Raw genomic sequence first — 23207 nt, 5'->3', positions numbered from 1 at the left:
TTGGTGGGGGGGCCGGGGGGCGTTGTGTTCTGGTGGTCGGGGGGGGGGGGGGGGCGGGCCCGGGCCCCCGGCCCCCCGCCCCCCCCCCCGACCCCGCGTCAGGCGGCCTCGGGGAAGTGACAGGCCACCTCACGTGCCTCCCCCGGAGCGCCGATCCGCAGCAGCGGCGCCTCGCTGCGGCAGATCGCCTGCGCCTTCGGGCAGCGCGGATGGAAGGTGCAGCCGGGCGGCGGAGCGGCCGGGCTCGGCGGGTCGCCCAGCAGGGTGATCCGCTCCCGGGTGCGCTCGGCGACCGGGTCGGGCAACGGGACCGCGGACAGCAGGGCCCGCGTGTACGGGTGCGCGGGCGCGCCGTACACGCGTTCCTTGTCCCCGATCTCCACGATCCGGCCGAGGTACATCACGGCGACCCGGTCGCAGACCCGTTTGACGACGGACAGGTCGTGGGCGATGAAGAGGTAGGCCAGGCCGAGTTCGCGCTGGAGGCGCTCCATCAGGTTGACGATCTGGGCCTGCACGGAGACGTCGAGGGCGGAGACCGGCTCGTCGGCGATGACGAGCCGCGGGCCGGTGGCCAGGGCCCGGGCGATGCCGATGCGCTGCGCCTGACCGCCGGAGAACTCGTGCGGGTAGCGGTCGAGGTGTTCCGGGATGAGGCCCACCAGCTCCATCAGCTCCGCGGCCCGCGCGCGGGCCGCGGCCGCCGGACTGCCGTGCACCATCAGGGGATCGGAGATGATCCGGGCCACGGTCTGGCGGGGGTTGAGGGAGGAGTGCGGGTCCTGGAACACCATCTGGAGGTCCTTGCGGAGCGGCTTCAGCTCGCGCTGCGACAGATGGGCGATGTCGCGGCCGTCGTAGACGACGGATCCCGCGGACGGCTCCAGGAGGCGGACGATCGTGCGCCCGGTGGTGGACTTGCCGCAGCCGGACTCGCCCACCAGGCCGAGCGTCTCGCCGGCCGCGATGTCGAAGCTGACGCCGTCGACGGCCCGGACCGGTGCGGCGCGCCGCCTGCCGGGGAAGGTCGTCGTCAACGCCCGTACAGAGAGGAGCGGTTCGGTCCTCGTGGCTGGTTCGTTGGCTGGTTCGTTCTTCATGGGGTGACGCCTTCGTACGCGGGGAAGTGGCAGGCGGCCGGATGTCCGTCCGGGCCGCCGAGCGCGGGGCGCTCGGTCTCGCAGCGGGCGCGCTCGTCCCGCGATGCCGTGGCCGCCCGTGGACAGCGCGGGGCGAACACACAGCCCGGGGCGGGGTCGAGCAGGGAGGGCGGACTGCCGGGGATCGCCCGCAGCGGGAGGTCGTCCCGGTCGTCGAGGCGCGGCAGCGAGTCGAGCAGCCCCCGGGTGTACGGGTGGGCCGGCGCGGCGAACAGGGCGTCCACCGGCGCCTGTTCGGCCGCCCGGCCGCCGTACATCACCAGGACGTCGTGGGCCACCCGGGCCACGACCCCCAGATCGTGGGTGATCATGACGACGGCGAGGCCGCGTTCCTCCTGGATCCGGGCGATCAGCTCCAGGATCTGGGCCTGGACGGTGACGTCCAGGGCGGTGGTGGGCTCGTCGGCGATGAGGAGTTCCGGCTCGCAGGCGAGCGCCATGGCGATCATCACGCGCTGGCGCATGCCGCCGGAGAACTGGTGCGGATACTCCCCGGCCCGGCGGCGCGGCTCGGGGATGCCGACCTCGGCGAGCGCCTCGACCGCCCGCTCACGGGCGGCCCTGCGGCCGCTGCCGAAGTGCACCCGGTGGTGTTCGGCGATCTGCTCCCCGACGGTGTAGTACGGGTGGAGGCTGGACAGCGGGTCCTGGAAGATCATCGCCATCCGCCGGCCGCGCAGCCGATTCAGCTCGCGCTCGGCCAGTCCGACGAGTTCCTGGCCGGCCAGCGTGATGGAGCCGGTGATGGCGGCGCCGGTGTGCAGCCCCATGACGGCGAGCGAGGTCACGGACTTCCCGGAGCCGGACTCGCCGACGATGCCGAGCGTGCGGCCGGGCGACACGTCGAAGGAGAGCGCGTCCACGGCCCGGACGGGGCCGCGCGGCGTCGGGAAGGTGACGGTCAGGTCCCGGACGGAGAGCAGCGGTGGGGCGAGCCGCGATGCGGTGTCGGTCATCAGTACCTCACTCGCGGGTCGACGACGGCGTACAGCAGGTCGACGGCCAGGTTGGCGACGACGATGAAGGTCGCGGCGAGCAGGGTGACGCCGAGGATGACGGGCTGGTCGCCGGTGGACAGGGCACCGTAGAAGAGCCGGCCGATGCCGGGCAGCCCGAAGATCGACTCGGTGATGACGGCACCGGCGAGCAGGCCGCCGAGGTCCATGCCGAAGATGGTGAGGATCGGCGTCATCCCGGCGCGCAGCCCGTGTTTGACGACGACCGTGCGGCGGGGCAGGCCCTTGGCCCGGGCGGTGCGGATGTACGGCTCCGCCATCGTCTCGATCATGGAGCTGCGGCTCTGGCGCGCGTACATCGCCGCGTACAGGATCGCGAGCGCGAGCCAGGGCAGCAGCAGGTTCGACGCCCAGCCGAGCGGGTCGGATCCGAAGGGCGTGTACTGCGGGTAGGGCAGCAGCCCGGCCGTCCGGATCACCCCGTAGATCAGCATGACCGAGGTGAAGTAGACGGGCAGCGAGGCGGCGGCGACCGCGCCGACCATGAGGACGCGGTCGGTCAGGGTGTCCTTGCGCAGCGCCGCCGCGACGCCCGCGGAGAGTCCGAGGAGCAGCCAGATCGCCGCGGCGCCGACGGCGAGCGAGGCGGAGACGGGGAAGCGGTCGACGAGCAGGTCCCAGACGGGCTGGCTGTTCTCGTACGAGTAGCCGAGGCAGGGGAAGTCGCAGCGCAGGGTGTACTGGCCGCTGCCCATGGTGCGGCCGGTGAAGATGCCGCTGACGAAGTCGGCGAACTGACGCCACAGCGGCTGGTCCAGGCCCATGTGGGCGCGGATCGCCTCCAGGCGTTCGGCGCTGCACGACTTGCCGCAGGCCGCGGCGGCGGGGTCGGAGGGCAGCACGTAGAAGATGGTGAAGGTGACGGCGGCGATGGCCAGCAGGACGCCGGCGATGCCGAGCAGCCGGCGGCCGAGGTAGAGGATCACGAGCGGCTTCCCCTCGGGTCGAGGATGTCGCGCAGCGCGTCGCCGAGCAGGGTGAACGCGAGCACCGTGAGGAAGAGGCAGAGGCTCGGCACGAGGAAGTACATGGGATCCGTGTCGTAGAAGGCGACGCTCTCGGCGATCATCTGGCCCCACGACGGGGTGGGCGGCCGGACGCCGACGCCCAGATAGCTGAGGGCCGCCTCGGTGGCGATCATCCCGGGGATGATCAGGGTGGTGTAGGCGATGACCGGTCCGGCGACGCCCGGGAGAATGTCCCGGGTGAGGATCCGCCAGGGGCCGGAGCCGCCGACGCGGGCGGCGTCGACGTACTCGCGGTGCCGGAGCGAGAGGGTCTGGCCGCGCACGACGCGGGCGATGCCGGGCCAGCCGAAGAGGCCGATGACCAGCGTCATGAGCACGATCCGGTTGACGTCCCGGGCCACCGACATCATGGCGATCATGAAGATGAGGGAGGGGAAGGACATGGTGAGGTCCATCAGCCGGGAGAGCACGGTGTCGGTGCGGCCGCCGAAGTAGCCGGCCGTGATCCCGGCCGCCGTCCCGGCGACGACGACGATGGCCGTCGCGGTGAACGCGATGAGGAGGGAGACCTGGGCGCCGTGCACGACCCGGGCGAACAGGTCGCGGCCGGTGACGGGTTCGACGCCGAGCCAGTGCTCGGCCGAGACGCCGCCGAGCGGGCCGAGCGGCAGTCCGCCCAGATACGGATCGACGGCGCTCTTGTCGAACTCCTCGGGCGACCAGCCGCCCAGCGCGCTGAGCAGCGGGGCGGCCACGGCCATGATCACGAAGAGTGCGACCACGACGAGGGAGACCTTCACGGAGGGGCGGCGGCGCAGTTCCGCGCGGGCGAGCTGCCAGGGGCCGAGGCCCGCGCGCGGGGCCGGGGAGGCGGTGGTGGGCTGGGGTTCGGTGACGGGCTTGGTGTCGGGCTTGGTGACGGGGCTGGTGTCGGGCATGGTGGCGGGCCCTCAGCTTCCGCTCTTGGCGGGGTCCTTGAGGCCGACCGTCGCGTAGTCGATCGCTCCGCCGAACGAGGTGTGGCCGAAGGCGCCGGCGATGTTGGTCCCGAGCAGCAGCGGCATGCGCTCGATGACGGTGGGCGCCGTCGGGGCCTTGGCGAGGATCTGCCCGTCCAGCGCCTGCCACGCCTTGTTCGCCTGCGCCGAGTCGGTCATGGCGGCGATCTCGTCCATGCGCTGCATGGTCGCCTTGTCGCGGAAGAGCGAGTGGTTGCCGGAGTTGCCCTTCTCCTTGATGTAGCGGCCGTCGAAGACGAAGGGCAGGAAGGTCGAGCCGGAGGGGTAGTCCGGACACCAGCCGGTGTAGACGAGGTCGGTGCGGTTCTTGGTGTCGCCGATCGTGTCGTAGAACGCGGAGGGATCGACGGTCTCGATGGTGACCTTGATGCCGACGCGACCGAGCGACTCCTGGATGGCCTCGCCGACCGCCTTGCGGCCGTTGGAGACGGTGATGCTCGTGGCGAAGCCGTCGGGCTTCCCCGCCTCCTTCAGCAGCCGCTTCGCCTTCTCCACGTCACCGGTGAGCGGGATCTTCAGCGTGTCGGGCTGCTTGCCCCCGTCGAAGAGGGAGCCGGGCATGAGGGCGGTGGCCACGTCGTTGAGGGCGGGGCCGCCGGAGGCGGTGAGGACGGCCTGCCGGTCGAGGGCGTACTGCACCGCCTGACGGACCTTCACGTTGTCGAAGGGCGCGCGGCCGGTGTGCATCTGCACCATCTCGGTGCAGCTGGTGGACTCGGCGAGCAACCGTGCCTTGACGTCCGCCCTGGTGAGCACCTTCGGGGTGGACTCGGGGCGCAGCTTGCCCCAGGACACGGCGGACGCGTCGGTGCCCGAGCTCGCGATGAGCCGGTCGTCGATCTGGCCGCCCTTGAGCCCCATCGTCATCACGATCCGGTCCGGGTACGCCTTGCGGACCTGGTCCGTCGCCGGGTCCCAGTGCGGGTTGCGGACCAGCACGAGCTGCTTGTCGCGGGCGTACGACTCGATCTTGTACGGCCCCGAGGAGAACGGGCGGTTGTCGTACTGCGGTCCCTTGTCCTGGGACCTGGGCACCGGGGCGAAGGTCGGCAGCACCGTGGCGTACGGGAACTCGGCGAAGGGCTTGCGCAGTTCGAAGACGATCGTGTGGTCGTCGGGCGTCCTGACGGAGTCGAGGTGCCTGCCGCCGGCCGGGCCCTGGTAGCCCTCGGCGCCGGCGAGGTAGCGCGCCGCGTAGTCGGGGCCGCCGGGCAGGTCGGGGGAGAAGGACCGCTCCACGTTGTACTTGACGTCCTGCGCGGTGATCGGCGTGCCGTCCTCGTACTTCAGGCCCTTCTTCAGCCGGAAGGTCCAGGTCTTCGCCCCGTTGGAGGAGGTGCCGAGGTCCTCGGCGAGGTCGGGGACCAGCTCGCCGCCCTTCGGGCCCGGTTCGGCCCGGTAGGTGACGAGGGTGCGGTAGAGCAGGCGGGTGCCGAAGTCCATGTCGCGCATCACCCAGTTGCGGGCCGGGTCGAGGTGGGTGAAGTCCTGGTCGGACAGGACGGCCAGGGTGCCGCCCTTGTGCGGGGTCCCGCCGACCGTGGCGCCGTTGTTGGCGGTGGCGGGGTTCGCGCGGCCCTTGCCGTCGGCGGCTCCGTGTCCGCCGGAGCATGCGGTGACGCCGAGGGTGAGGGCCGCCGCCAGGGCGGTGGCCAGCGTGGTGCACGTGCGCTTGTTCATGAGTGGGTCACTCCGGGTGCGGTGCGGTCGGACAGCCGAGAGCGGCTGGAATGTGACCGGTAACATAGTAATGTGAAATTGCACTGACAACCCGTCGGGATCGCCGTTATCCATCCGTGTCCGAGCCGCACGAGGGGCCCATGAACCGCGCATACGCGACCGTCGACCACACCTTCACCGTCCCCCTGGACCACCACGCCCCGGACGGCCCCACCCTCGAGGTCTTCGCCCGCGAGGTCGTGGACCCCTCTCGCGCGAACGAGGAACTGCCGTGGCTGCTCTACCTCCAGGGCGGCCCCGGTGGAAAGTCGCCCCGCCCGTCGGCCGGTTCGCCCGGCTGGCTCGACCAGGCCCTGAAGACCCACCGCGTGCTCCTCCTCGACCAGCGCGGCACCGGCCGTTCCAGCCCCGTCACCGCCCGCACCGCGGCCCGCTTCGCGACGCCCGGCCAACTGGCCGCGTACCTCGCGCACTTCCGCGCCGACGCGATCGTCGCCGACGCGGAACTGATCCGCCGACGCCTCTGCGGAGACACCCCGTGGGAGACGCTCGGCCAGAGCTACGGCGGCTTCCTCACCCTCACCTACCTCTCCCGGGCCCCCCAGGGCCTGCGCGCCTGCTACGTCGCCGGCGGCCTGCCCGGCCTCACCGCCACCGCCGACGACGTCTACGCCCGCACGTACCCCCGTGTCCGCGACCGCGTCCTCGACTTCTACGCCCGCTACCCCGAGGACGCCCCCCGCCTGCGCGGGCTCGCCGACCACCTCGCGGACACCGACACCCGCCTGCCGAACGGCGACCGGCTCACCCCGCACCGCCTGCGCACCCTCGGCCTCGCCCTCGGCATGGGAGACGGCTTCGAGCGCCTGCACTGGCTGCTCGACGAGGCCCTGGACCCGGACGGCGCGCCCACGGACACCTTCCTCCACCAGGTCATGACCCTGACCGGCTTCACCGACAACCCGCTGTTCGCCGTCCTGCAGGAGACGCTGTACGGGCAGGGCGCAGGCCCGACCGCCTGGGCGGCCGCCCGCGCCCTCGCCGACTTCCCCGAGTTCGCCGCGGACGCCGACCCCCTGCTGCTCACCGGGGAGATGATGTACCCCTGGATGCTCCGCGAGATCGCGGGCCTGCGCCCCTTCGCCGCCGCCGCCGACCTGCTGGCCGCCCGCACGGACTGGCCGCCGCTCTACGACCCGCGACGCCTCGCCGCCAACGAGGTCCCCCTCGCCGCGATCGTCTACCACGACGACATGTACGTCGACGCGGGCCTCTCCCTGCGCACGGCACGCGAGGTCGGCGCCACCCGCGTCTGGGTGACCAACGAGTGGGAGCACGACGGCATATCCGCATCCGGCGGCCGAGTCCTCGCCCGCCTGACGGAGCTGGCCGCGGGCCGCGCCTGACCCCGGTCCCGCGAACGTGCGGGGCACCTCGCCGAATGCTGCAATGGATTGGGTGTGGTCAGATCCCCCGGCTGTTTCTGGAGAGGTCATGAGCGACGATTTCGAGGACATGGGCCCGGTCGACTACCTGGTCATCGAGTTCCCCGGCAACCGCATGACGGGCGAGGCGTTCCCCCTGCTCCTCGACCTGGTCGACAGAGGCATCGTCCGCATCCTCGACCTGATGTTCGTCCGGAAGGACACCGACGGCAGCGTCGTCGCCCTGGAACTGAGGGACCTGGACGCCGACGGCGAGTTCGACGTGTCCGTCTTCGAGGGCTCCTCGTCCGGGCTGCTCGGGCAGGACGACCTCAACGAGGCGGGGATGGCCCTCGAGCCGGGCAACGCGGCCGGCATCCTCGTCTACGAGAACCTCTGGGCCGCACCGCTCGCGCGGGCCCTGCGGCGTTCGGGCGCGCAACTCGTGGCCGGCGGGCGCATCCCCGTACAGGCCCTCCTCGCCTCGCTCGAAGCCGCGGAGGCGGCCGAGGGCGGCGCGGCCGCCTGACGAGAGAGGCCGAGAAGAACGGGTCAGCGGGAATCACAGGGAATCACGGGGGAATCAGCGGGAATCAGGGGGAACGCTCAAGGAGGACAGGACATGCCAGGACTTCTTCGAGGGGTGGCGCGCACCGCGGTGGTGGCCGGAACGGCGACCGCCGTGTCCAACAGGGTCTCGCGCCGCCAGGCCGGCCGTTGGGCCGCCCAGGACCAGCAGGCGGCGGCAGCCGACCAGTACTACGCGCAGCAGGCGCCGCCGCCCCCGCCGCCGCCCGCACCCGCACCTTCGGCGGGCGACGAGATGAGCAACAAGATCGCCCAGCTCAAGGAGCTCGGCGAACTGAAGGAGCAAGGTGTGCTGACCGAGGAGGAGTTCGCGGCCCAGAAGAGCAGGATCCTCGCCTCCTGACCGCACTCCCCGGGGTCCGAACGGCCCAGCCCAGGATGCAGGGCGCTCTCGCGTCGACGGAAATGGACACGGAACCCGACAGACGGTGACGTGACCATGGAGGACCGATGAGAGTGCTGCGGAGCGTGTCGTCGGCGGTACTGATCGTCCTCGCCTGCATCCTGGTGCCCATCAGCGTCCTGACCGTGTGGGTGCACGACATCGTCCTCGACACCGACCGCTACGTCGCCACCATGAAGCCGCTCGCCGACGACCCGGCGATCGAGGACGCCATGCACAACCGGATCGTCCAGGCCGTGGACGTACGGGTCGACGGCAAAGAGGTCACCGCCGAGGTCGCGGCCTGGCTGCAGTCACAGGGCCTGCCGCCCCGCGCGGCCAAGGCCGTCAAGGGTCTCGCCCCGCAGCTGGACGCCGCCGTGAACGCGGCGGCGGACAAGGTGGCCACCCACTTCGTCCAGAGCGACCGGTTCGAGAAGGTGTGGGTCACCGCCAACCGGGCCGCCCACACGGCCGTGGTGCACGCCCTGACCGGCAAGGGCCGCGGAGCGGTCGGCGTCTCGGAGGGCACGGTCACCCTCGACGTCGGCACCGCCGTCGACCAGGTCAAACAGGAGCTGGTGGACGCGGGCCTGGAACCGGCGGAGAAGATCCCGGACGTCAACAAGCAGCTGGTGCTCTTCCAGTCCGACAAGCTGGAGAAGATCCAGGGCGCCGCGCACGCCCTCGACGTGATCGGCAACTGGCTGCCCGTCATCACCGTGGTGCTCGCCGCGGGCGGGGTGTTCCTGGCCCACCGGCGCCGCCGCGCCCTGGCGAAGACGGCCCTGGGCGCGGCCTTCGCGTGTCTCGTCGTGGCCATCGCGCTCGTCGTCGCCCGCCGCTACTACCTGGACCACCTGCCACCCCAGGTGCAGTCCGAGGCGGCCGCGGCAGCCGTCTTCGACCATCTCCTGCACTTCCTGCGGATCGCCCTGCGCACCGCGATCGTGCTGGGCATCGTCATCGCCCTCGGCGCCTACTTCGTCGGCCCCGGCCGACTGGCCCGCGCCACCCGCTCCACGGCCGACCGCGGCGCCGACGCGGCGGCCGGCTGGTGGGGCGGCCACGGGATCGACACCGGGCCCGTGGGCACCTGGACCGAGGCGCACCGCAAGTGGCTGACCCTCGGCGCGCTGCTCGTCGTCGCCCTGCTGTTCGCGCTGTGGAACCACCCCACGGTCCTCACCATCCTGCTCCTCGTGCTCATCCTGCTCGCCGTGCTCGCGGTGATCGCCCTGCTGGCCGCCGACGGCCGCAGGACAGCGCAGCAGCCGGGCCTGGAAGAGGCCTGACTCAGGACGTGAGCTGATAGATGCTCCGCGCGACCAGGAGCAGGCCCACCACCAAGGACACGCCCACGAGCGCCTGGTTCTGGTGCGTCTGGAACCAGGTGCGCAGCTGCCCGAGCCGTAGGCGGGCCGAATCGGGCGCGAAGACCGCGTAGAGCTCCATGGCCAGCAGACTGCTCGTGGCGAGGACGCAGTACGCCACCAGGGCCGCGTACGAGGAGGGACGGGACAGGTCGGCGCTCACCACCGTCGCCGCACCGGCCGCCACCAGGCCCCAGGGCTGGAGCAGCGGCCCCAGTCCCGCCGCGGTCCAGCCGGAGATCCGGTCGAGCCGTGCCGACATCCTGCCTGAGGACTTCCTGGACGGATCCGTCCGCGGGTCGGTCTGCGGGTCCGTCCGCGGCTCGGTCCCCGGGCCGGTCCGCGGCTCGGGCCCTGGGCCGGTCTGCGGCCCCGGCGGGTCCGTCCGCGGGTGCGTCCGTGCGCCGGCACGTTTGCGGGCCTTGTGCCGGTACCAGCCGTACCCGACCAGTCCCAGGCCGATGGCCAGCTTGACGGCGGAGGTGGCCGTGGAGGGAGGGGACTTCGGAGCGGGAGGCTTGCCTCCGGTGGTGACCAGCACGGCGACGAGGACGGCCACGAAGCAGGCGACCCAGGAGAGGATGAACGCCAGGCCCTTCCAGGTCCCGCGATCGGCCGAGAGCACGAGGACGAACGCGGTCACCGACAGCGGGAACACCGCGATTCCCAGCCCGATGAGGATCAGATCAGGCAGCATCGCGGCCCCCGCGAAGCCCCGCGGGTCCGGCCGCCGGGCCGCTCTCGCTCATGGCTTCATCTTCACCGTCCCGCCGGAACCCCACAAATCCTCGAAGGGCGGCCGGCCCGGTTCACCCGGACGGACCCGGTGGCGCCGCCACTACGGGCCGAGCGCGCGCACGGGCGGCACGCTGGCAGCATGCAGCGACTGAGCAGGGCTCGACGGCGCGAGCGGCGCCGGCGCTCCGGTGCCTCGCTGCGTAACCGCGTCGCCGGCCTGCGGTCCCGGGCCGAGGAGCGGTTCCCGCTGATCACGCACCTCGTGTCGCACCTGATCTCGGTGAACGTGCTGGACTCGGCGACCCGGCTGGCCGCGCAGACGTTCCTCACGGCGGTCCCGCTGCTGTTCCTGGTCGCCTCCATCGCTCCACCGGGGCTGCGCGACCAGTTCGTCACCTCGGTGCACGACATCTTCGGCCTGTCCGGCAGCGTGGAGAATGAGTTCGACAAGGCCGTCCAGGGCGCCGGTGGCCCCTCCGACGAGCTGCGGCAGACCTTCGGCGTCGTCAGCGGTCTGATGGTGCTCATCTCGGCCACCGCGTGCAGCCGCGCCATGCAACGGCTGTGCGAGCGCGCCTGGAGCCTGCGCGGCGCGAGCGCACGGGTGGCCGCCTGGCGCTGGGTCGCCTGGCTCGCGGCGTGGATGCTGATGATCGCAGTGCAGGGAAGCCTGCACGACGGCTTCGGCGTGGGCCTGTGGCTGGGCCTGCCGCTGCTGCTGCTCGTGGAGGTAGGCATGTGGTGGTGGACGCAGCACCTGCTGCTGACCGCGCGCGTCCCGTGGCTGCCGCTGCTGCCGGGAGCGCTGCTGACCGGGATCGCCCTCGGTGTCGTCACCTCGACCGCATCGCTCTACATGCCCCGGGCCCTCAACCGCAGCCTGCAGAAGTACGGCTCGCTGGGCGCGGTCTTCACCCTGCTGTCCTGGCTCATCGTGCTCTGCGCGGCCGTCGCCCTGTGTGTCACCGCCGGCGCCGTCATCGCCCGCGAACCCTGGGCGGCGCGCCGCCTGGGCACACCGGAGCTGCCCGACCGGCCGGTTCCCCCGTCCGACGACACGTCGTCGGACGGGGAGAGGCAGAACGGATCACCCGCGGACTGAGCAGGGCTTCACCGGGCGGATCCGGGATCCAGGATCCGAGCTCGTGGATCCGAAATCCTGGATTCGGCTGCGCTACGGCGCAGACCTGCGGCGTTCGCCCCGGCGGGAGGTGCGGTTACCGGGGGCTGCGGTGGTGCCGGTGGCACCGGTTCCACCCGCCGCCCGTCGGCCCGATCCGCGCCCCGCACCGCCGGTCTGACCGGCCTTGCCGGAGGCGTTACGGGGCGCAGCCCCGTCCCGTCGCTCGGTGCCGCGGCCGCCCGAGCCGGCGTTGCCGCCCGTGGCCTTGCCGGTACCGGTACGGCGGGCAGCGCCGCGCCCCTCGCCCACGGAAGGCCGGCCGGTTCCCGCTGCTCCGGTGGAGGTCCGGCGGCTCGGGCCCCGGTCGTTCGCGGCCGGGTTGGCGGCCTCGGCCGCCGACGACGCGCCGCCGCCCCTTCGGCGACGTCCGGACCGCCCGCCGGGCTCGCCGCCCGGCTTCCGCTCCCGGCGGGGCGCCGCCGCCGGAGCCGCGGGCTGGGCGACCTCGATGGTGACGGGGACGCCGGAGGGCTCGCGGGCGCCGGTGATCGTGGCCAGTTCCGCGTCGCCGGACGTGACGCGGGACGTCCTGGGGCGGATGCCGGCGTCGGACATCAGCCGGGTGACGTCCCGCTTCTGGTCGGGCAGGACCAGGGTGACCACGCTGCCGGTGCCGCCGGCGCGGGCCGTACGGCCGCCGCGGTGCAGGTAGTCCTTGTGGTCCGTGGGCGGATCGACGTTCACGACGAGGTCGAGGTCGTCGATGTGGATGCCGCGGGCCGCGACGTTCGTCGCCACCAGCGCGGTGACGTGGCCGCTCTTGAACTGGTCCAGGGTGCGGGTCCGCTGCGGCTGGCTGCGGCCGCCGTGCAGCGCGGCGGCACGGACGCCGACGGCGAGGAGCCGCTTGGCGAGCCGGTCGGCGGACCGCTTCGTGTCGAGGAAGAGGATGACCCGGCCGTCACGGGCCGCGATGCGCGTGGTGACGGCCTTCTTGTCGGTCTCGTCCAGGAGGTGGAGCACATGGTGCTCCATGGTGGTGACCGCGCCGGCGGACGGGTCCACGGAGTGCACGACCGGGTCGGTCAGGAACCGCTGCACCAGGCGGTCGATGTTGCCGTCCAGGGTGGCCGAGAAGAGCATGCGCTGGCCGTCGGGCCGCACCTGCTGGATCAGCTTGGTGACCTGCGGCAGGAAGCCCATGTCGGTCATCTGGTCGGCTTCGTCGAGGACCGTTATGCGGACGTCGTCCAGCACGCAGTCCCCGCGCTCCACCAGGTCGTTGAGCCTGCCGGGGCTCGCCACGAGCACCTCGGCGCCGCGCCGCAGGGCGGCGGCCTGCCGGGTGATGGACAGCCCGCCGACCACGGTGGTCATCCGGAGGTTCACGGCCGTGGCGTAGGGGGTCAGCGCGTCCGTCACCTGCTGGGCGAGCTCACGCGTGGGCACGAGCACGAGGGCGAGGGGCGCCTTGGGCTCGGCGCGCAGTCCGGCCGTACGGGCCAGGAGCGCGAGTCCGAACGCGAGGGTCTTGCCGGAGCCGGTGCGGCCGCGGCCCAGCAGGTCACGCCCGGCCAGCGAGTTGGGCAGCGTGGCGGCCTGGATGGGGAACGGCGTGGTGACGCCCTGGGCGGCGAGGGTCTTCAGCAGCCCCGCGGGCAGGTCCATGCCGGCGAAGTCCTCGACGGCGGGAAGCGCGGGCGTCGTGCTTTCCGGCAGCCGGAACTCCCTCGGCGACGACGGGGCCGGTGACGGCGGCGAGGAGCGCCGGTTGGACTTCGGGGACCTACGGGACATGCAGTCTGCCTTCCTGGAATCCTGGAAACAGCGCAAACCGGGGTCCGCACCATGACGGTGCGGACCCCGGCGAGCGGATACGCGTGTGGCGATCAGGCGGGGACGATGTTCTCCGCCTGCGGGCCCTTCTGGCCCTGCGTCACGTCGAAGGAAACCCGCTGGCCCTCGCGGAGCTCACGGTAGCCCTGGGTGGCGATGTTCGAGTAGTGGGCGAAGACGTCCGGACCGCCGCCGTCCTGCTCGATGAAGCCGAAACCCTTTTCGGCGTTGAACCACTTCACGGTTCCCTGTGCCATGATCTTCTCCTTCTGTAGGCAGAGGCCCCATCCGGAGATGCCGGAAAAACAAAATATGCGCCTGCAGGGGACAAGCATTCCTGTCAGGCGCGCATAGGTTCATGGGTACCACAACTGCAACGTCCGTAAGTGTAACACATGGAGCTGATCTCATGATCGAAGGACGTCTGCTCAGGGCGCACGAGCGGCCGGCGACGCCCTGGCGGAACGGCGGCGGCGTGACCCGCGAGGTCGCCGCCGGCCCGGCCGAGGCGGGCCTGGACGACTTCGTCTGGCGGGTGAGCCTGGCCGACGTCGCGACGGGCGGCCCCTTCTCCGCCTTCCCCGGGGTCGACCGCGTCATCACGGTCGTCGACGGGCCGGGAATGGAGCTGACGGTCGACGGAACCCCGCACACCGTCGCCGACCCGTACGAGCCCTTCGCCTTCTCCGGCGACGCCACCACCGACTGCCGGCTCCTCGGCGGCCCCATCGTCGACTTCAACGTGATGACGCGCCGCGACGCCGCGACGGCGGACGTCAGCGTGAAGCGCGAGGAGTTCACCGTCGCCCCGCGGAGCGGGAGCCAGACCCTCGTGATCACACTCGCGGGCACGGCCACGGCCGCCGAGTCGGGTCTCACTCTCGACCGGTTCGACGCGATCCTGCTCCCCGACGACGAAGCCGCCGTCTTCCACGTCGACGGGGTGACGGCCGTCGTCACCATCACCCCCGCGAAGGGCTGACGCGCCCGTACCCCTGGGAGCGGTTGAGAACGCGGCCGTGCCGGCCTCAGACGCGGCCGCCCACGTCCTCCACCAGATTCCCGATCAGCGCCAGCAGGGCCTCGGCGCGGTGCCGGTCCTCGCGCTGGTCCACCAGGGCCCGGTGGACCTCCAGGAGCCGGGTCACGGCGGGCGGTGCACCGTCCTGGACCTGCTCGAGGAGCGGGTCGGTCACCAGATCCAGGCAGGCGCCGAGCAGTCGGCGGGTGGCCGGGGCCGGCGGGGCGGGATCGGGTGCGGTGAACCAGGGGGCCAGATGCCGGGCCGGGTCGGTCAGGCTCCAGCCGACGACGGTGCCCCGCTGGACGAGGAGCGCCACGTCGGGGCCGATGCCGACGCGGGCCTCCAGCGGCTCGTCGAGGACGCGGAGGTCGCGCAGAGCGGTCAGTACGGTGTCCCCGGGCGCCCGGCACAGCACCGAGGTGACCTCCAGGCGGCAGTCGCGCTCCTCGTCCGCGCGCAGACCGCCCGGCCGGACCGCCGGCGCCACGGGAAGGCGGGCCGCCTCCACGGCGGTGGCGGACTCATGGGGCAGCCGGAACTCGGCGCCGACGAGATTCCGGCCCGCCCGCTCGAACCCGAGCGTGTCCGGAGCGTCCCAGAGCCACTCCTGACTGCCGAAGGTGTCCAGGAGGAAGCGCTCGCGCTCCTCCCTGGTCGTGTACGGCGCGAGGTGCAGGGCGTCGCCGGTGAGGCGCGGGGCGACGGCCAGCGGCTCGTCCGTCACCGTCGCGGTCCACCCGTCGCCGACGGTGACCTTCACTTCGTGCCGCCCGCCGGCCGCGGCGGGGCCGAGCCGTCCTCGAAGAGGAGCCGCGGAGCGCCCGTGCCGTCGGCCGGTACGGTCCAGGTGTCGTCGGTGTCGGCGCGGTTCTCGGCGGGCAGCGCGTAGCCGACGGTGCGGTCGTCGAGCCACACCGCCTGGTCGTCCACGCTGCGCCGCTCGGCGAGCGGCGTGGACTTCAACGTCCGCAGGTCTAGGACGTGTTCGCGCCACAGCGCGGTCTTGCCGAGCACGCGCTTCTTGTACGCGACGCGGGTGCCGTCCGGGGACAGCGACGGGCACTCCACGTTCTCGGCGAGCGCGGTGACCGTACGGGCGCCGAGCGAGCCGCGCACCAGATACGTCTGCTCGCGGGTGCTCAGCGTCGCGTAGAAGGTGTCGTCGTCGGCGGCGAAGGTGACGCCCCAGAAGTTCACGTCGGAGTTGCGGTACGGGCGCCCGTCCAGGACGACCCGGAACTCCTCCAGGTTCGGGACGAGCCGCCAGCCGCGGGTGTCGAGGATCGCGGTCCGGGTGGAGAAGAACGCCGAGCCGTACGACTCGCCCTTCACGAACACCGTCCAGGCGGCCAGGTGTCCACTGGGCGAGACCCGGGCGCGGCTCGGGATGCCGGCGAGCGGGTACGACCGCACGGTGCGCAGGCCCGCGTCGAGGATCTGCGCGCGGTAGGCCGGGCGTCCCAGGACGGTGGTGGACTGGAGGCAGACGCCGGTGCCGGCCGCCGAGTGGAAGCGCAGGCAGCTGACGTCCGAGGCGGTGCGGACCGCGCCGGCGGGCCCGGTCACCGGGACGGAGACCAGCCGGTCGCGCCGCGGCCCCGCGGCCGTGTTGCGGAACACCAGACGGCCCGGCGCGTCCAGCGTCACCTTCCCGTCCGCGAACGCCGGTCCGCCCGGGCGGGGCTTGTTCTCCTCCTCGGCCCGGTCGGCCGCGGAGAGCACGGACCAGGCGCCCAGGCCCGCGAGGAGCAGCACCCCGGCGGCGAGGACGAGCAGACGGCGCAGCGGAGTGAGGGTCATCGTGGATCTCCCGAAGGGCGCAGGGCCACGCCGGCGACCGCCGCGCAGCAGGCGAGGCCGGCCGCCGCCGTGGCGAGCGCGGGGCCGTCGCCCCACGTGGACCAGGCGGCGCCGAAGGCCAGGGAACAGCAGAACCGGGCCAGCGCCTGACCGGTGCCGACCAGGGCGATCCCGCTGGCCCGCAGCCGCTCCGGCACCACGGCGGCGACGGCCGCGGGAAGCACGCCGTCGGTCGCGGCGTAGAAGGCGCCGTGCAGGGCGAGCACCAGATACGGCAGCGCGGGCGTGGCCGGCGCCCACAGCAGCAGCCCGTACGCGAGGAGCAGTCCGGCGTGCCCGGCGAGGAACACCGCGCGGCGCCCGACGCGGTCCGCGAGCCGCCCGGCGGGCAGCGCGAGCAGCAGGAACACGGTCGCGGTGCCGAGCGGAAGCAGCGGGAACAACTGCTCGTCGAGCCCGGTACGGCGTTGCATCAGCAAGTACAGGAACGCGTCGCTGACCGTGGTGAGCCCGAGCAGCACCGCGCAGCCGAACAGCACCCGGAGGCGGCGGGTCCGCAGGAGACCGAAGGCTGCCCGCAGATCCACCTTCGGCTGCCCCGACGGCACCGGTTCCGCCGCGTTCCTGCCGCTCGGCACGAACAGCAGCAGCACCAGCACCCCGAGCGCCGCCACGCACCCGCTGACCGCGAACACCGCGTCGTAACCCCCGGCCGCCACGCCCAGGATGAGGAACGCGGCCATCGGGCCGAGCAGCGCGCCGGTGGTGTCCATCGCCCGGTGCAGGCCGAACGCCCGGCCCTGCCGCTCCGGCGGCGCGGACAGCGAGATGAGCGCGTCGCGCGGGGCGGTGCGCAGGCCCTTTCCCGTACGGTCGAGGGCGAGGGCCGCACCGAGCGCGCCCAGGTGGTGGACCAGGAGCAGCGGCTTCACCAGGGCCGACAGGCCGTACCCGATCCCCGCCACCAGCTTGTGGTTGCGCACCCGGTCGGCGAGATGGCCGCCGGTGAGCTGCACCAGGGCGGACACCCCGTTCTGCACGCCGTCGAGCATGCCGAAGCCCAGCGGGCTGAGCCCGAGCCCCATCACCAGGTACAGCGGCAGCACCGCGCCGACCATCTCGCTGGACACGTCCGTGACGAGACTGACCGTGCCGAGGGCGAGGACGGTGGGGGAGACGGCGCGGAGCACGCCGCGCGGGCCGCCGACCGCCGCGGCGGACGCCGTCTCCGGTGGGCTCTGTGGTTCCTGGGGCGCGGAACGGTCGGCCAGATACACGTGATGGGGACTCCAGCCTCGTCGAGCGGGTGAGCGCGGGGCCACTGTAACCGGCGGCCCCCGGCGGAAGGGCGCGATCGGTGCGGCTTCGCGACTGCTTGCCACCAATTCCGCGAAAGGCGTCATCGTCACCGTGTTGTGCGCCTATCTTCCCGTTGTACGCTGCGAGTTGAGCACGGCGTTCGCGCTGTGCGCAGGGGGTGTTCGTGGGGGTTTCACCGGCAGGAGGCCGAAGCGTCGACGCTTCGACGCCGACTGCCCTTCTCGTCATGCTCATCAGTCTCATCAACAGCTAGGGCGCGCCGACCTGTCCGCGGCCCGGCACCACCGGTGCCGTGCCGCGATGCCGTCCTGCGCGCACGCCGATCAGCCAGCCGATCCGGGCCAGCCGCTCTGGCCCGGGACCGACCCGAGGGGGGTGGGTGTGTCCGATCGTCCTGCCAACACACCCGACATGCCACGCAGTTCACGGATGACACAGCTCGCGGAAGCTGACCGGCCGCTTCACGACCTCGCCGTCCGGCTGCTCGCCGTGGCCGAGCGCGGCCTGCCGCGGATGCTGACGCCGGAGGGGACCGGCTTCGTCTTCACCCGCGCCGCCCGGCCCGGCACCACCACGCTGGAGCAGCGCGGCACCAGCGTCCGCTACCCCGCCATCACCGCGCTCGGCGTCCGTTTCCTGCCCGAGGACCGGCAGCGCGCCGTCCTCGGCGGCCGCACCGCCGAGGAGTTCACCGGACTGCTCGTCGAGCGGCTGCCCGGGGTGGCCAACCTCGGCGACGCCGCGCTCATCGCCTGGGCCGCCGCCGAGACCGGCCACCCCAAGCTGTCCGACGCGCTCGACCGGGTCGCCGCCCTGGACCTGCCCGGCAGCTCCCAGTACACGGTGGAGGCCGCCTGGGTGCTCTCCGCGCTCGCCGCCGCCCGCGCCACCGTCGACGTGGAGGACCGGCTGACCGCGGCCCGGAACCGGCTGCTGCGCGCCCGGATCGGCGACAGCCCGCTCTTCCCGCACGCCACCGGGCCCGGCCTCACCCCCTGGTACCGCGAGCACATCGGCTGCTTCGCCGACCAGACGTACCCGCTCCAGGCCCTCGCCCGCGCCCACGCGAGCGGCGACGACCCGGAGGCGCTCGCCGCCGCCGACGCCTGCGCCACCCGGATCTGCGCGCTCCAGGGCGACGGCGGCCAGTGGTGGTGGCACTACGACGCCCGGCGGGGCACGGTCGTCGAGGGCTACCCCGTCTACAGCGTCCACCAGCACGCCATGGCCCCCACGGCACTGCTCGACCTCGCCGAGGCCGGCGGCACCGACTTCGCCGAGCCCGTCCGCCGCGGCCTGCGCTGGATGACCGAGGTCCCCGAACTCGCCGCCGCCGGCCGCCACGCGCCGATGATCCTCGACGAGCTCGGCGTCACCTGGCGCAAGGTCTACCGCGGCGACCCGAAGAAGGCCGTGCGCGCCGCCCGCGGCGTGAGCACCCGCCTGGTGCCGGGCCTGCGGCTCGGCCCGCTGGACGCCGTGTTCCGGCCGGTCGCCGTGGACCGGGAGTGCCGCCCGTACGAGTTCGGCTGGATGCTGTACGCCTGGCTGGGCACCCTCGGTCGCGACGAGACGGAGGCGGCGGACAGATGACGTCACGTCAGAACCTCTTCGGCGTCACCCTCGACGCCCTCACCATGGACCAGACCGTCGAGCGCTGCCTCGCCGCCGTCCGGGCCGCCGAACGCCTGGAGATCGGCGTCGTCAACGCCGCCAAGCTGGTCAACATGCGCCGCGACCCGGCCCTCGCCCGCGCCGTCTCCGGCTGCGACCTGGTCCTCGCCGACGGCCAGGCCGTCGTGTGGGCCGCCCGGCTGCTCCGCCGCCCGCTGCCCGAACGCGTCGCCGGAATCGACCTGTTCATGCGGCTGCTCGCCGAGGCCGAGGCCGCCGGACACTCCGTCTACCTCCTCGGCGCCAAGCAGGACGTCCTGGAGAAGATGCTCCGGCGGATCGCCGTCCGCTTCCCCGGCCTGCGCGTCGCCGGCAGCCGCAACGGCTACTTCGCCGACAGCGAGCAGCCCGCCGTCGCCGACGCCATCGCCGCCAGCGGCGCCGACATGCTGTTCCTCGGGATGACCTCGCCCAAGAAGGAGATCTTCACCGCCGGTTACGGCGAGCGCAGCAAGGTGAAGCTCGTGCACGGCGTCGGCGGCTCCTTCGACATCCTCGCCGGCGTCACCCGTCGCGCCCCCGAGCGCTGGCAGCGGCTCGGCCTCGAATGGCTCTACCGCACCCTGCAGGAACCGCGCCGGCTCGGCCGCCGCTACCTCACCACCAACGTCTCCTTCGCCCTCATGACGGGACGGGAGCTGCTCCGCCCTACCGCCTCACCGTCGATCAGCACCGCAAGCAGGGGGGAATCGTGATGCGCGTCGTCGTCGTGGGACAGGGTTACGTCGGGCTTCCGCTGGCCATCCGGGCCGCCGAGGTCGGCCACGAGGTGGTCGGCTACGACGTGGACACCGAGCGGGTCAAGAGCCTCGCCGCGGGCGAGTCGTACGTCGAGGACGTCTCCGCCGAGCGGATCCGCGCCGCCCTGGACGCCGGAACCTACCGGGCCACCGACTCGGTACGGGACTGCGGCGGCTTCGACGTCGCCGTCGTCACCGTGCCCACCCCGCTGCACGAGGGCACCCCGGACCTGCGCTACATCGAGGAGTCGGCCCGCTCGCTGGCCCGCTATCTGCGGCCCGGCGCGACCGTGATCCTGGAGTCGACCACGTACCCGGGCACCACCCAGGAACTCTTCGGTCCGCTCCTCGAAGAGGGCTCCGGACTCGTCGCCGGAGCCGACTTCCGGCTCGGCTACAGCCCCGAGCGGATCGACCCCGGCAACCCGGTCTGGGGCTTCGAGCAGACCCCGAAGATCGTCTCCGGCGTGGACGCGGCCTCGCTCAAGGCCGTCCAGAGCTTCTACGACGGGCTCGTCGACACCACCGTGCCCGTCGGCTCGCCCAAGGAGGCCGAGCTGGCGAAGCTCCTGGAGAACACCTTCCGGCACGTCAACATCGCGCTGGTCAACGAGATAGCGATGTTCGCCCGCCACCTCGACATCGACGTGTGGCAGGCCATCGACGCCGCCTCCAGCAAGCCCTTCGGCTTCATGCGCTTCACGCCCGGACCCGGCGTCGGCGGCCACTGCCTGCCCATCGACCCGTCCTACCTGTCCTGGCGGGTGCAGCGCGAACTCGGCCAGTCCTTCCGCTTCGTCGAGCTCGCCAACGACATCAACAACCACATGCCCGACTACGTCACCCGGCGCCTGGTCAACGCCTTCAACACCCGCAAGCGCGCGGTCAACGGCTCGCGCATCCTCCTCCTCGGTCTCGCCTACAAGAAGAACACCGGCGACGCCCGCGAATCGCCCGCCCTGCCCATCTCCCAGCTCCTCCTGGACATGGGCGCCCAGGTACGGGCCGCGGATCCGCACGTCGTGGAGGGGCACAACGTCGACAGCCGCCTCGTCCGCGTCGAGCTCACCGAGGAGGAGGTCGCCGCCGCCGACGCGGTGGTCCTCGTCACCGACCACGACGCCTTCGACTACGCGCTCGTCGAGGCCCACGCCGACTACGTACTCGACTGCCGGCGCCGGCTGAGCGGTCCCAGGATCGAGGTGCTGTGAACCGTATGCGCATCATCTGCGTCGCGGGCGCACGGCCCAACTACATGAAGATCAAGCCGGTGATGGACGCCCTGGAGGACCGGGGAGCCGAGGTGTTCCTCGTCCACACCGGTCAGCACTACGACCCGGCGATGAACGACGTCTTCTTCCAGGACCTCGGACTGCGCCCGCCCGACCGCTTCCTCGGCGTGGGCTCCGGCAGCCACGCCGCCCAGACCGGGCGGGTGATGACCGCCTTCGAGCCGCTCGTCGACGAACTCGCCCCGGACGCCGTCGTGGTGGTCGGCGACGTCAACTCCACGCTGGCCTGCGCCCTGGTCACCGCCAAGGCCGGGCCGCTGCTCGCCCATGTCGAGGCCGGGCTGCGCAGCCGCGACTGGTCGATGCCCGAGGAGGTCAACCGGGTCGCCACCGACCGGCTCAGCGACTACCTGCTCGCGCCCTCCGACGACGCCGTCGACAACCTGCGCGCCGAGGGCTACCACGACGACCAGATCCATCTCGTCGGCAACGTCATGATCGACACCCTCCTCGCCAACCTGGAGCGGGCGAAGGAGTCGGACGTCCTCGGCAGACTCGGGTACGAGGCCGGCGGGTACGGCCTCGTCACCCTCCACCGCCCGGCCAACGTCGACGACCCGGAGATCCTCGCCGGCCTCCTCAAGGGCCTCGGCGAGGTCGCCGGGCACTGCCCGCTCGTGCTGCCCGTGCACCCCCGGGCCGCCGACAAGCTGAACGCGCTCGGCGTGCCCGGCGGCATCCGGCTCGTGCCGCCCGCCGGCTACCTGGACTTCATCGCCCTCCAGGCCGGCGCCCGGATCGTGCTCACCGACTCCGGCGGCGTCCAGGAGGAGACCACCGCCCTCGGCGTGCCCTGCGTGACGCTGCGGGACAACACCGAGCGCCCCGTCACGGTCGAGCAGGGCACGAACGTCCTGGCCGGCCGCGATCCCGCCCGTATCGTCGCCACCGCCGTCCGGCTCCTGGAGGAGCCGCCGCCGCCCCGCCGCCCCGAACTCTGGGACGGCCGGGCCGGCGAGCGGATCGCCCGGGTGCTCCTGGACGGCGGCACGGCGGCCGACCGCCCCCGTCCCACCGACCACCGCTGACGTCATCGGCCACGGCCGCCCCACCGGCCGTCGCCGCCCCGAAGTCACCGGCCGCACCGACACCGCAGAACACCGCAGACCGCCGAACGTGGTGATCGCGAAGGGCTCACGTCCGCTCGCGATCCCACCTATCCTCATCTGCGGCAAGGCAGTTGAGCAGCCGCTCCGCACGGGGGCGCGCAAGGGGGAGCCATGGACCTCGCAGAGATCTTCCGGGTCATGCGCCGGCGCTGGTACGTGCTGGTGCCCGGGCTGCTGCTCACGGCCGGCCTGACCGTGGGCGCCTGGCTGCTCGTGCCGGTCTCCTACGAGTCGCAGAGCACCGTCGCCATGCTCAACTCCCGCAAGGGCGCCGCCGCCGACGGCAATCCGTTCCTCAGCATGGAGCCCTCGCTCACCGGCATGGCCGACAGCCTCGCTCGCAACGTCAACTCCGACGCGTCGAAGGCGGAGCTGAAGGCCGAGGGGCTGAGCCTGAAGTACGAGGCCAAGATCGCCGACAACGCGCAGGGGCCGCTGCTCTGGCTCACCGTCACCGGCGATGACCGGGCCGCCGTCCTCAAGGGCAACAAGACGCTGATGGCGTTCACCGCCCAGCGCCTCAAGGAGCTCCAGGCGGACCAGAAGGTGTCCCCCGACTCCATGATCCGGATCACCACGATCGTCCCGCCGCAGACCCCCGAGCCGCAGCTCAAGAACAAGATCCAGTACCTGGTGATGGCCGCCGGCCTCGGCGTCGTCCTCAGCCTCGTGGCGACCTTCTTCGCGGAGGCCCGCCGCCGGGGCACGAAGCCGCGCAGGCACCGCCAGGAGCCGGAGAACCGCCAGGCCGCCGAAACGGAGCCCGGGACCGAGCCCCGGGCCCAGCCGCTCCCGGAGGCCCGGCCCGCCCCCGATCCCGTCGAGGAGTCGTTCGGCGCCCAGCCCGAGCAGCCCCGCGACCAGCCCACCGTCCAGCTGCCCGTGCTGCCCGTCGCCGAGCGGCGCCCGGCCAAGCGCCCCCCGTCCTGGGTGAAGTGACG

22 protein-coding genes are annotated in these 23207 nt (G+C 72.6%); 11 read left to right on the top strand and 11 right to left on the bottom strand.

Annotated features, from left to right (window positions below; all coding sequences use genetic code 11):
• Window positions 1-98: 98 nt before the first annotated feature.
• From ACIRSU_RS04470 to ACIRSU_RS04450, 5 genes are read right to left on the bottom strand one after another with little or no spacing between them, the layout of a single operon-like run.
• A complete protein-coding gene (locus ACIRSU_RS04470; protein WP_403789104.1) occupies window positions 99-1100 on the bottom strand; it encodes an ABC transporter ATP-binding protein in 1002 nt (333 codons plus the stop codon).
• Entirely contained in the window at window positions 1097-2116 is a 1020-nt protein-coding gene (locus ACIRSU_RS04465; protein ID WP_403789102.1) for an ABC transporter ATP-binding protein, read from the bottom strand. The genes ACIRSU_RS04470 and ACIRSU_RS04465 overlap by 4 nt, the downstream gene beginning before the upstream one ends.
• Entirely contained in the window at window positions 2116-3102 is a 987-nt protein-coding gene (locus tag ACIRSU_RS04460) for an ABC transporter permease (protein ID WP_403789100.1), read from the bottom strand. The genes ACIRSU_RS04465 and ACIRSU_RS04460 overlap by 1 nt, the downstream gene beginning before the upstream one ends.
• The gene (locus ACIRSU_RS04455) at window positions 3099-4082 is read right to left on the bottom strand and encodes an ABC transporter permease (RefSeq protein WP_403789098.1); all 984 of its coding nucleotides are present in this window, start codon (window positions 4080-4082) and stop codon (window positions 3099-3101) included. The genes ACIRSU_RS04460 and ACIRSU_RS04455 overlap by 4 nt, the downstream gene beginning before the upstream one ends.
• Before the next feature lie 12 nt (window positions 4083-4094).
• A complete protein-coding gene (locus ACIRSU_RS04450; protein WP_403789096.1) occupies window positions 4095-5843 on the bottom strand; it encodes an ABC transporter substrate-binding protein in 1749 nt (582 codons plus the stop codon).
• A 140-nt stretch (window positions 5844-5983) separates the two neighbouring features.
• Between ACIRSU_RS04450 and ACIRSU_RS04445 the strand changes: the two genes are divergently transcribed.
• From ACIRSU_RS04445 to ACIRSU_RS04430, 4 genes are all read left to right on the top strand, one after another.
• Window positions 5984-7249 carry an alpha/beta fold hydrolase gene (locus tag ACIRSU_RS04445; RefSeq protein ID WP_403789094.1) on the top strand — a complete coding sequence of 422 codons (1266 nt, stop codon included), beginning with the start codon at window positions 5984-5986 and terminating at the stop codon, window positions 7247-7249.
• Window positions 7250-7337: 88 nt separating this feature from the next.
• Window positions 7338-7796 (top strand): DUF6325 family protein, encoded by a 459-nt coding sequence (locus tag ACIRSU_RS04440; protein ID WP_403789092.1) that lies wholly within the window; start codon window positions 7338-7340, stop codon window positions 7794-7796.
• 93 nt (window positions 7797-7889) lie between these two features.
• Window positions 7890-8198 (top strand): SHOCT domain-containing protein, encoded by a 309-nt coding sequence (locus ACIRSU_RS04435; RefSeq protein ID WP_403789090.1) that lies wholly within the window; start codon window positions 7890-7892, stop codon window positions 8196-8198.
• 107 nt (window positions 8199-8305) lie between these two features.
• Window positions 8306-9532: a hypothetical protein gene (locus ACIRSU_RS04430; protein WP_403789088.1), complete on the top strand. Its 1227-nt coding sequence runs from the start codon at window positions 8306-8308 to the stop codon at window positions 9530-9532.
• A gap of 1 nt (window position 9533) precedes the next feature.
• On the opposite strand, the gene ACIRSU_RS04425 is transcribed toward ACIRSU_RS04430, so the two are convergent.
• Window positions 9534-10307 carry a GAP family protein gene (locus ACIRSU_RS04425; protein WP_403789086.1) on the bottom strand — a complete coding sequence of 258 codons (774 nt, stop codon included), beginning with the start codon at window positions 10305-10307 and terminating at the stop codon, window positions 9534-9536.
• A gap of 180 nt (window positions 10308-10487) precedes the next feature.
• On the opposite strand from ACIRSU_RS04425, the gene ACIRSU_RS04420 reads away from it, so the two are divergent.
• Window positions 10488-11450 (top strand): YhjD/YihY/BrkB family envelope integrity protein, encoded by a 963-nt coding sequence (locus tag ACIRSU_RS04420; RefSeq protein ID WP_403789084.1) that lies wholly within the window; start codon window positions 10488-10490, stop codon window positions 11448-11450.
• Between the two features lie 72 nt (window positions 11451-11522).
• Here the strand turns inward: ACIRSU_RS04420 and ACIRSU_RS04415 are convergent, their stop codons facing one another.
• Window positions 11523-13268, bottom strand: a complete 1746-nt coding sequence (locus ACIRSU_RS04415; protein WP_403789082.1) for a DEAD/DEAH box helicase — start codon at window positions 13266-13268, stop codon at window positions 11523-11525.
• A gap of 92 nt (window positions 13269-13360) precedes the next feature.
• The gene (locus ACIRSU_RS04410) at window positions 13361-13564 is read right to left on the bottom strand and encodes a cold-shock protein (protein ID WP_389217499.1); all 204 of its coding nucleotides are present in this window, start codon (window positions 13562-13564) and stop codon (window positions 13361-13363) included.
• A gap of 152 nt (window positions 13565-13716) precedes the next feature.
• Here ACIRSU_RS04410 and ACIRSU_RS04405 point away from each other — a divergent pair, with 152 nt between their 5' ends.
• Window positions 13717-14289, top strand: coding sequence for a HutD family protein (locus ACIRSU_RS04405; protein WP_403789080.1), 573 nt, complete (start codon window positions 13717-13719; stop codon window positions 14287-14289).
• Between the two features lie 46 nt (window positions 14290-14335).
• Here ACIRSU_RS04405 and ACIRSU_RS04400 read toward each other — a convergent pair whose 3' ends face one another.
• From ACIRSU_RS04400 to ACIRSU_RS04390, 3 genes are read right to left on the bottom strand one after another with little or no spacing between them, the layout of a single operon-like run.
• Entirely contained in the window at window positions 14336-15091 is a 756-nt protein-coding gene (locus tag ACIRSU_RS04400) for a hypothetical protein (protein ID WP_403789078.1), read from the bottom strand.
• Window positions 15088-16131 (bottom strand): TolB-like translocation protein, encoded by a 1044-nt coding sequence (locus ACIRSU_RS04395; protein ID WP_403789076.1) that lies wholly within the window; start codon window positions 16129-16131, stop codon window positions 15088-15090. The genes ACIRSU_RS04400 and ACIRSU_RS04395 overlap by 4 nt, the downstream gene beginning before the upstream one ends.
• On the bottom strand, window positions 16128-17408 hold the full coding sequence (locus tag ACIRSU_RS04390) for an MFS transporter (protein ID WP_403789074.1): 1281 nt from the start codon (window positions 17406-17408) through the stop codon (window positions 16128-16130). The genes ACIRSU_RS04395 and ACIRSU_RS04390 overlap by 4 nt, the downstream gene beginning before the upstream one ends.
• A 472-nt stretch (window positions 17409-17880) precedes the next feature.
• Between ACIRSU_RS04390 and ACIRSU_RS04385 the strand changes: the two genes are divergently transcribed.
• From ACIRSU_RS04385 to ACIRSU_RS04365, 5 genes are all read left to right on the top strand, one after another.
• A complete protein-coding gene (locus tag ACIRSU_RS04385; protein ID WP_403789072.1) occupies window positions 17881-19044 on the top strand; it encodes a hypothetical protein in 1164 nt (387 codons plus the stop codon).
• A complete protein-coding gene (locus tag ACIRSU_RS04380) occupies window positions 19041-19820 on the top strand; it encodes a WecB/TagA/CpsF family glycosyltransferase (protein ID WP_403789070.1) in 780 nt (259 codons plus the stop codon). The genes ACIRSU_RS04385 and ACIRSU_RS04380 overlap by 4 nt, the downstream gene beginning before the upstream one ends.
• Window positions 19820-21076, top strand: coding sequence for a nucleotide sugar dehydrogenase (locus tag ACIRSU_RS04375; RefSeq protein ID WP_403789068.1), 1257 nt, complete (start codon window positions 19820-19822; stop codon window positions 21074-21076). The genes ACIRSU_RS04380 and ACIRSU_RS04375 overlap by 1 nt, the downstream gene beginning before the upstream one ends.
• Window positions 21077-21081: 5 nt before the next feature.
• Window positions 21082-22185 carry a non-hydrolyzing UDP-N-acetylglucosamine 2-epimerase gene (gene wecB / locus ACIRSU_RS04370; protein ID WP_403789066.1) on the top strand — a complete coding sequence of 368 codons (1104 nt, stop codon included), beginning with the start codon at window positions 21082-21084 and terminating at the stop codon, window positions 22183-22185.
• A 192-nt stretch (window positions 22186-22377) separates the two neighbouring features.
• Window positions 22378-23205, top strand: coding sequence for a chain length determinant protein (locus tag ACIRSU_RS04365; protein WP_403789064.1), 828 nt, complete (start codon window positions 22378-22380; stop codon window positions 23203-23205).
• Window positions 23206-23207: the final 2 nt, after the last annotated feature.

The sequence above is a fragment of the Streptomyces sp. NPDC101160 genome (assembly GCF_044768205.1).
GTDB lineage: Bacteria > Actinomycetota > Actinomycetes > Streptomycetales > Streptomycetaceae > Streptomyces.
This window is presented reverse-complemented; position numbering and strand designations above follow the sequence as displayed.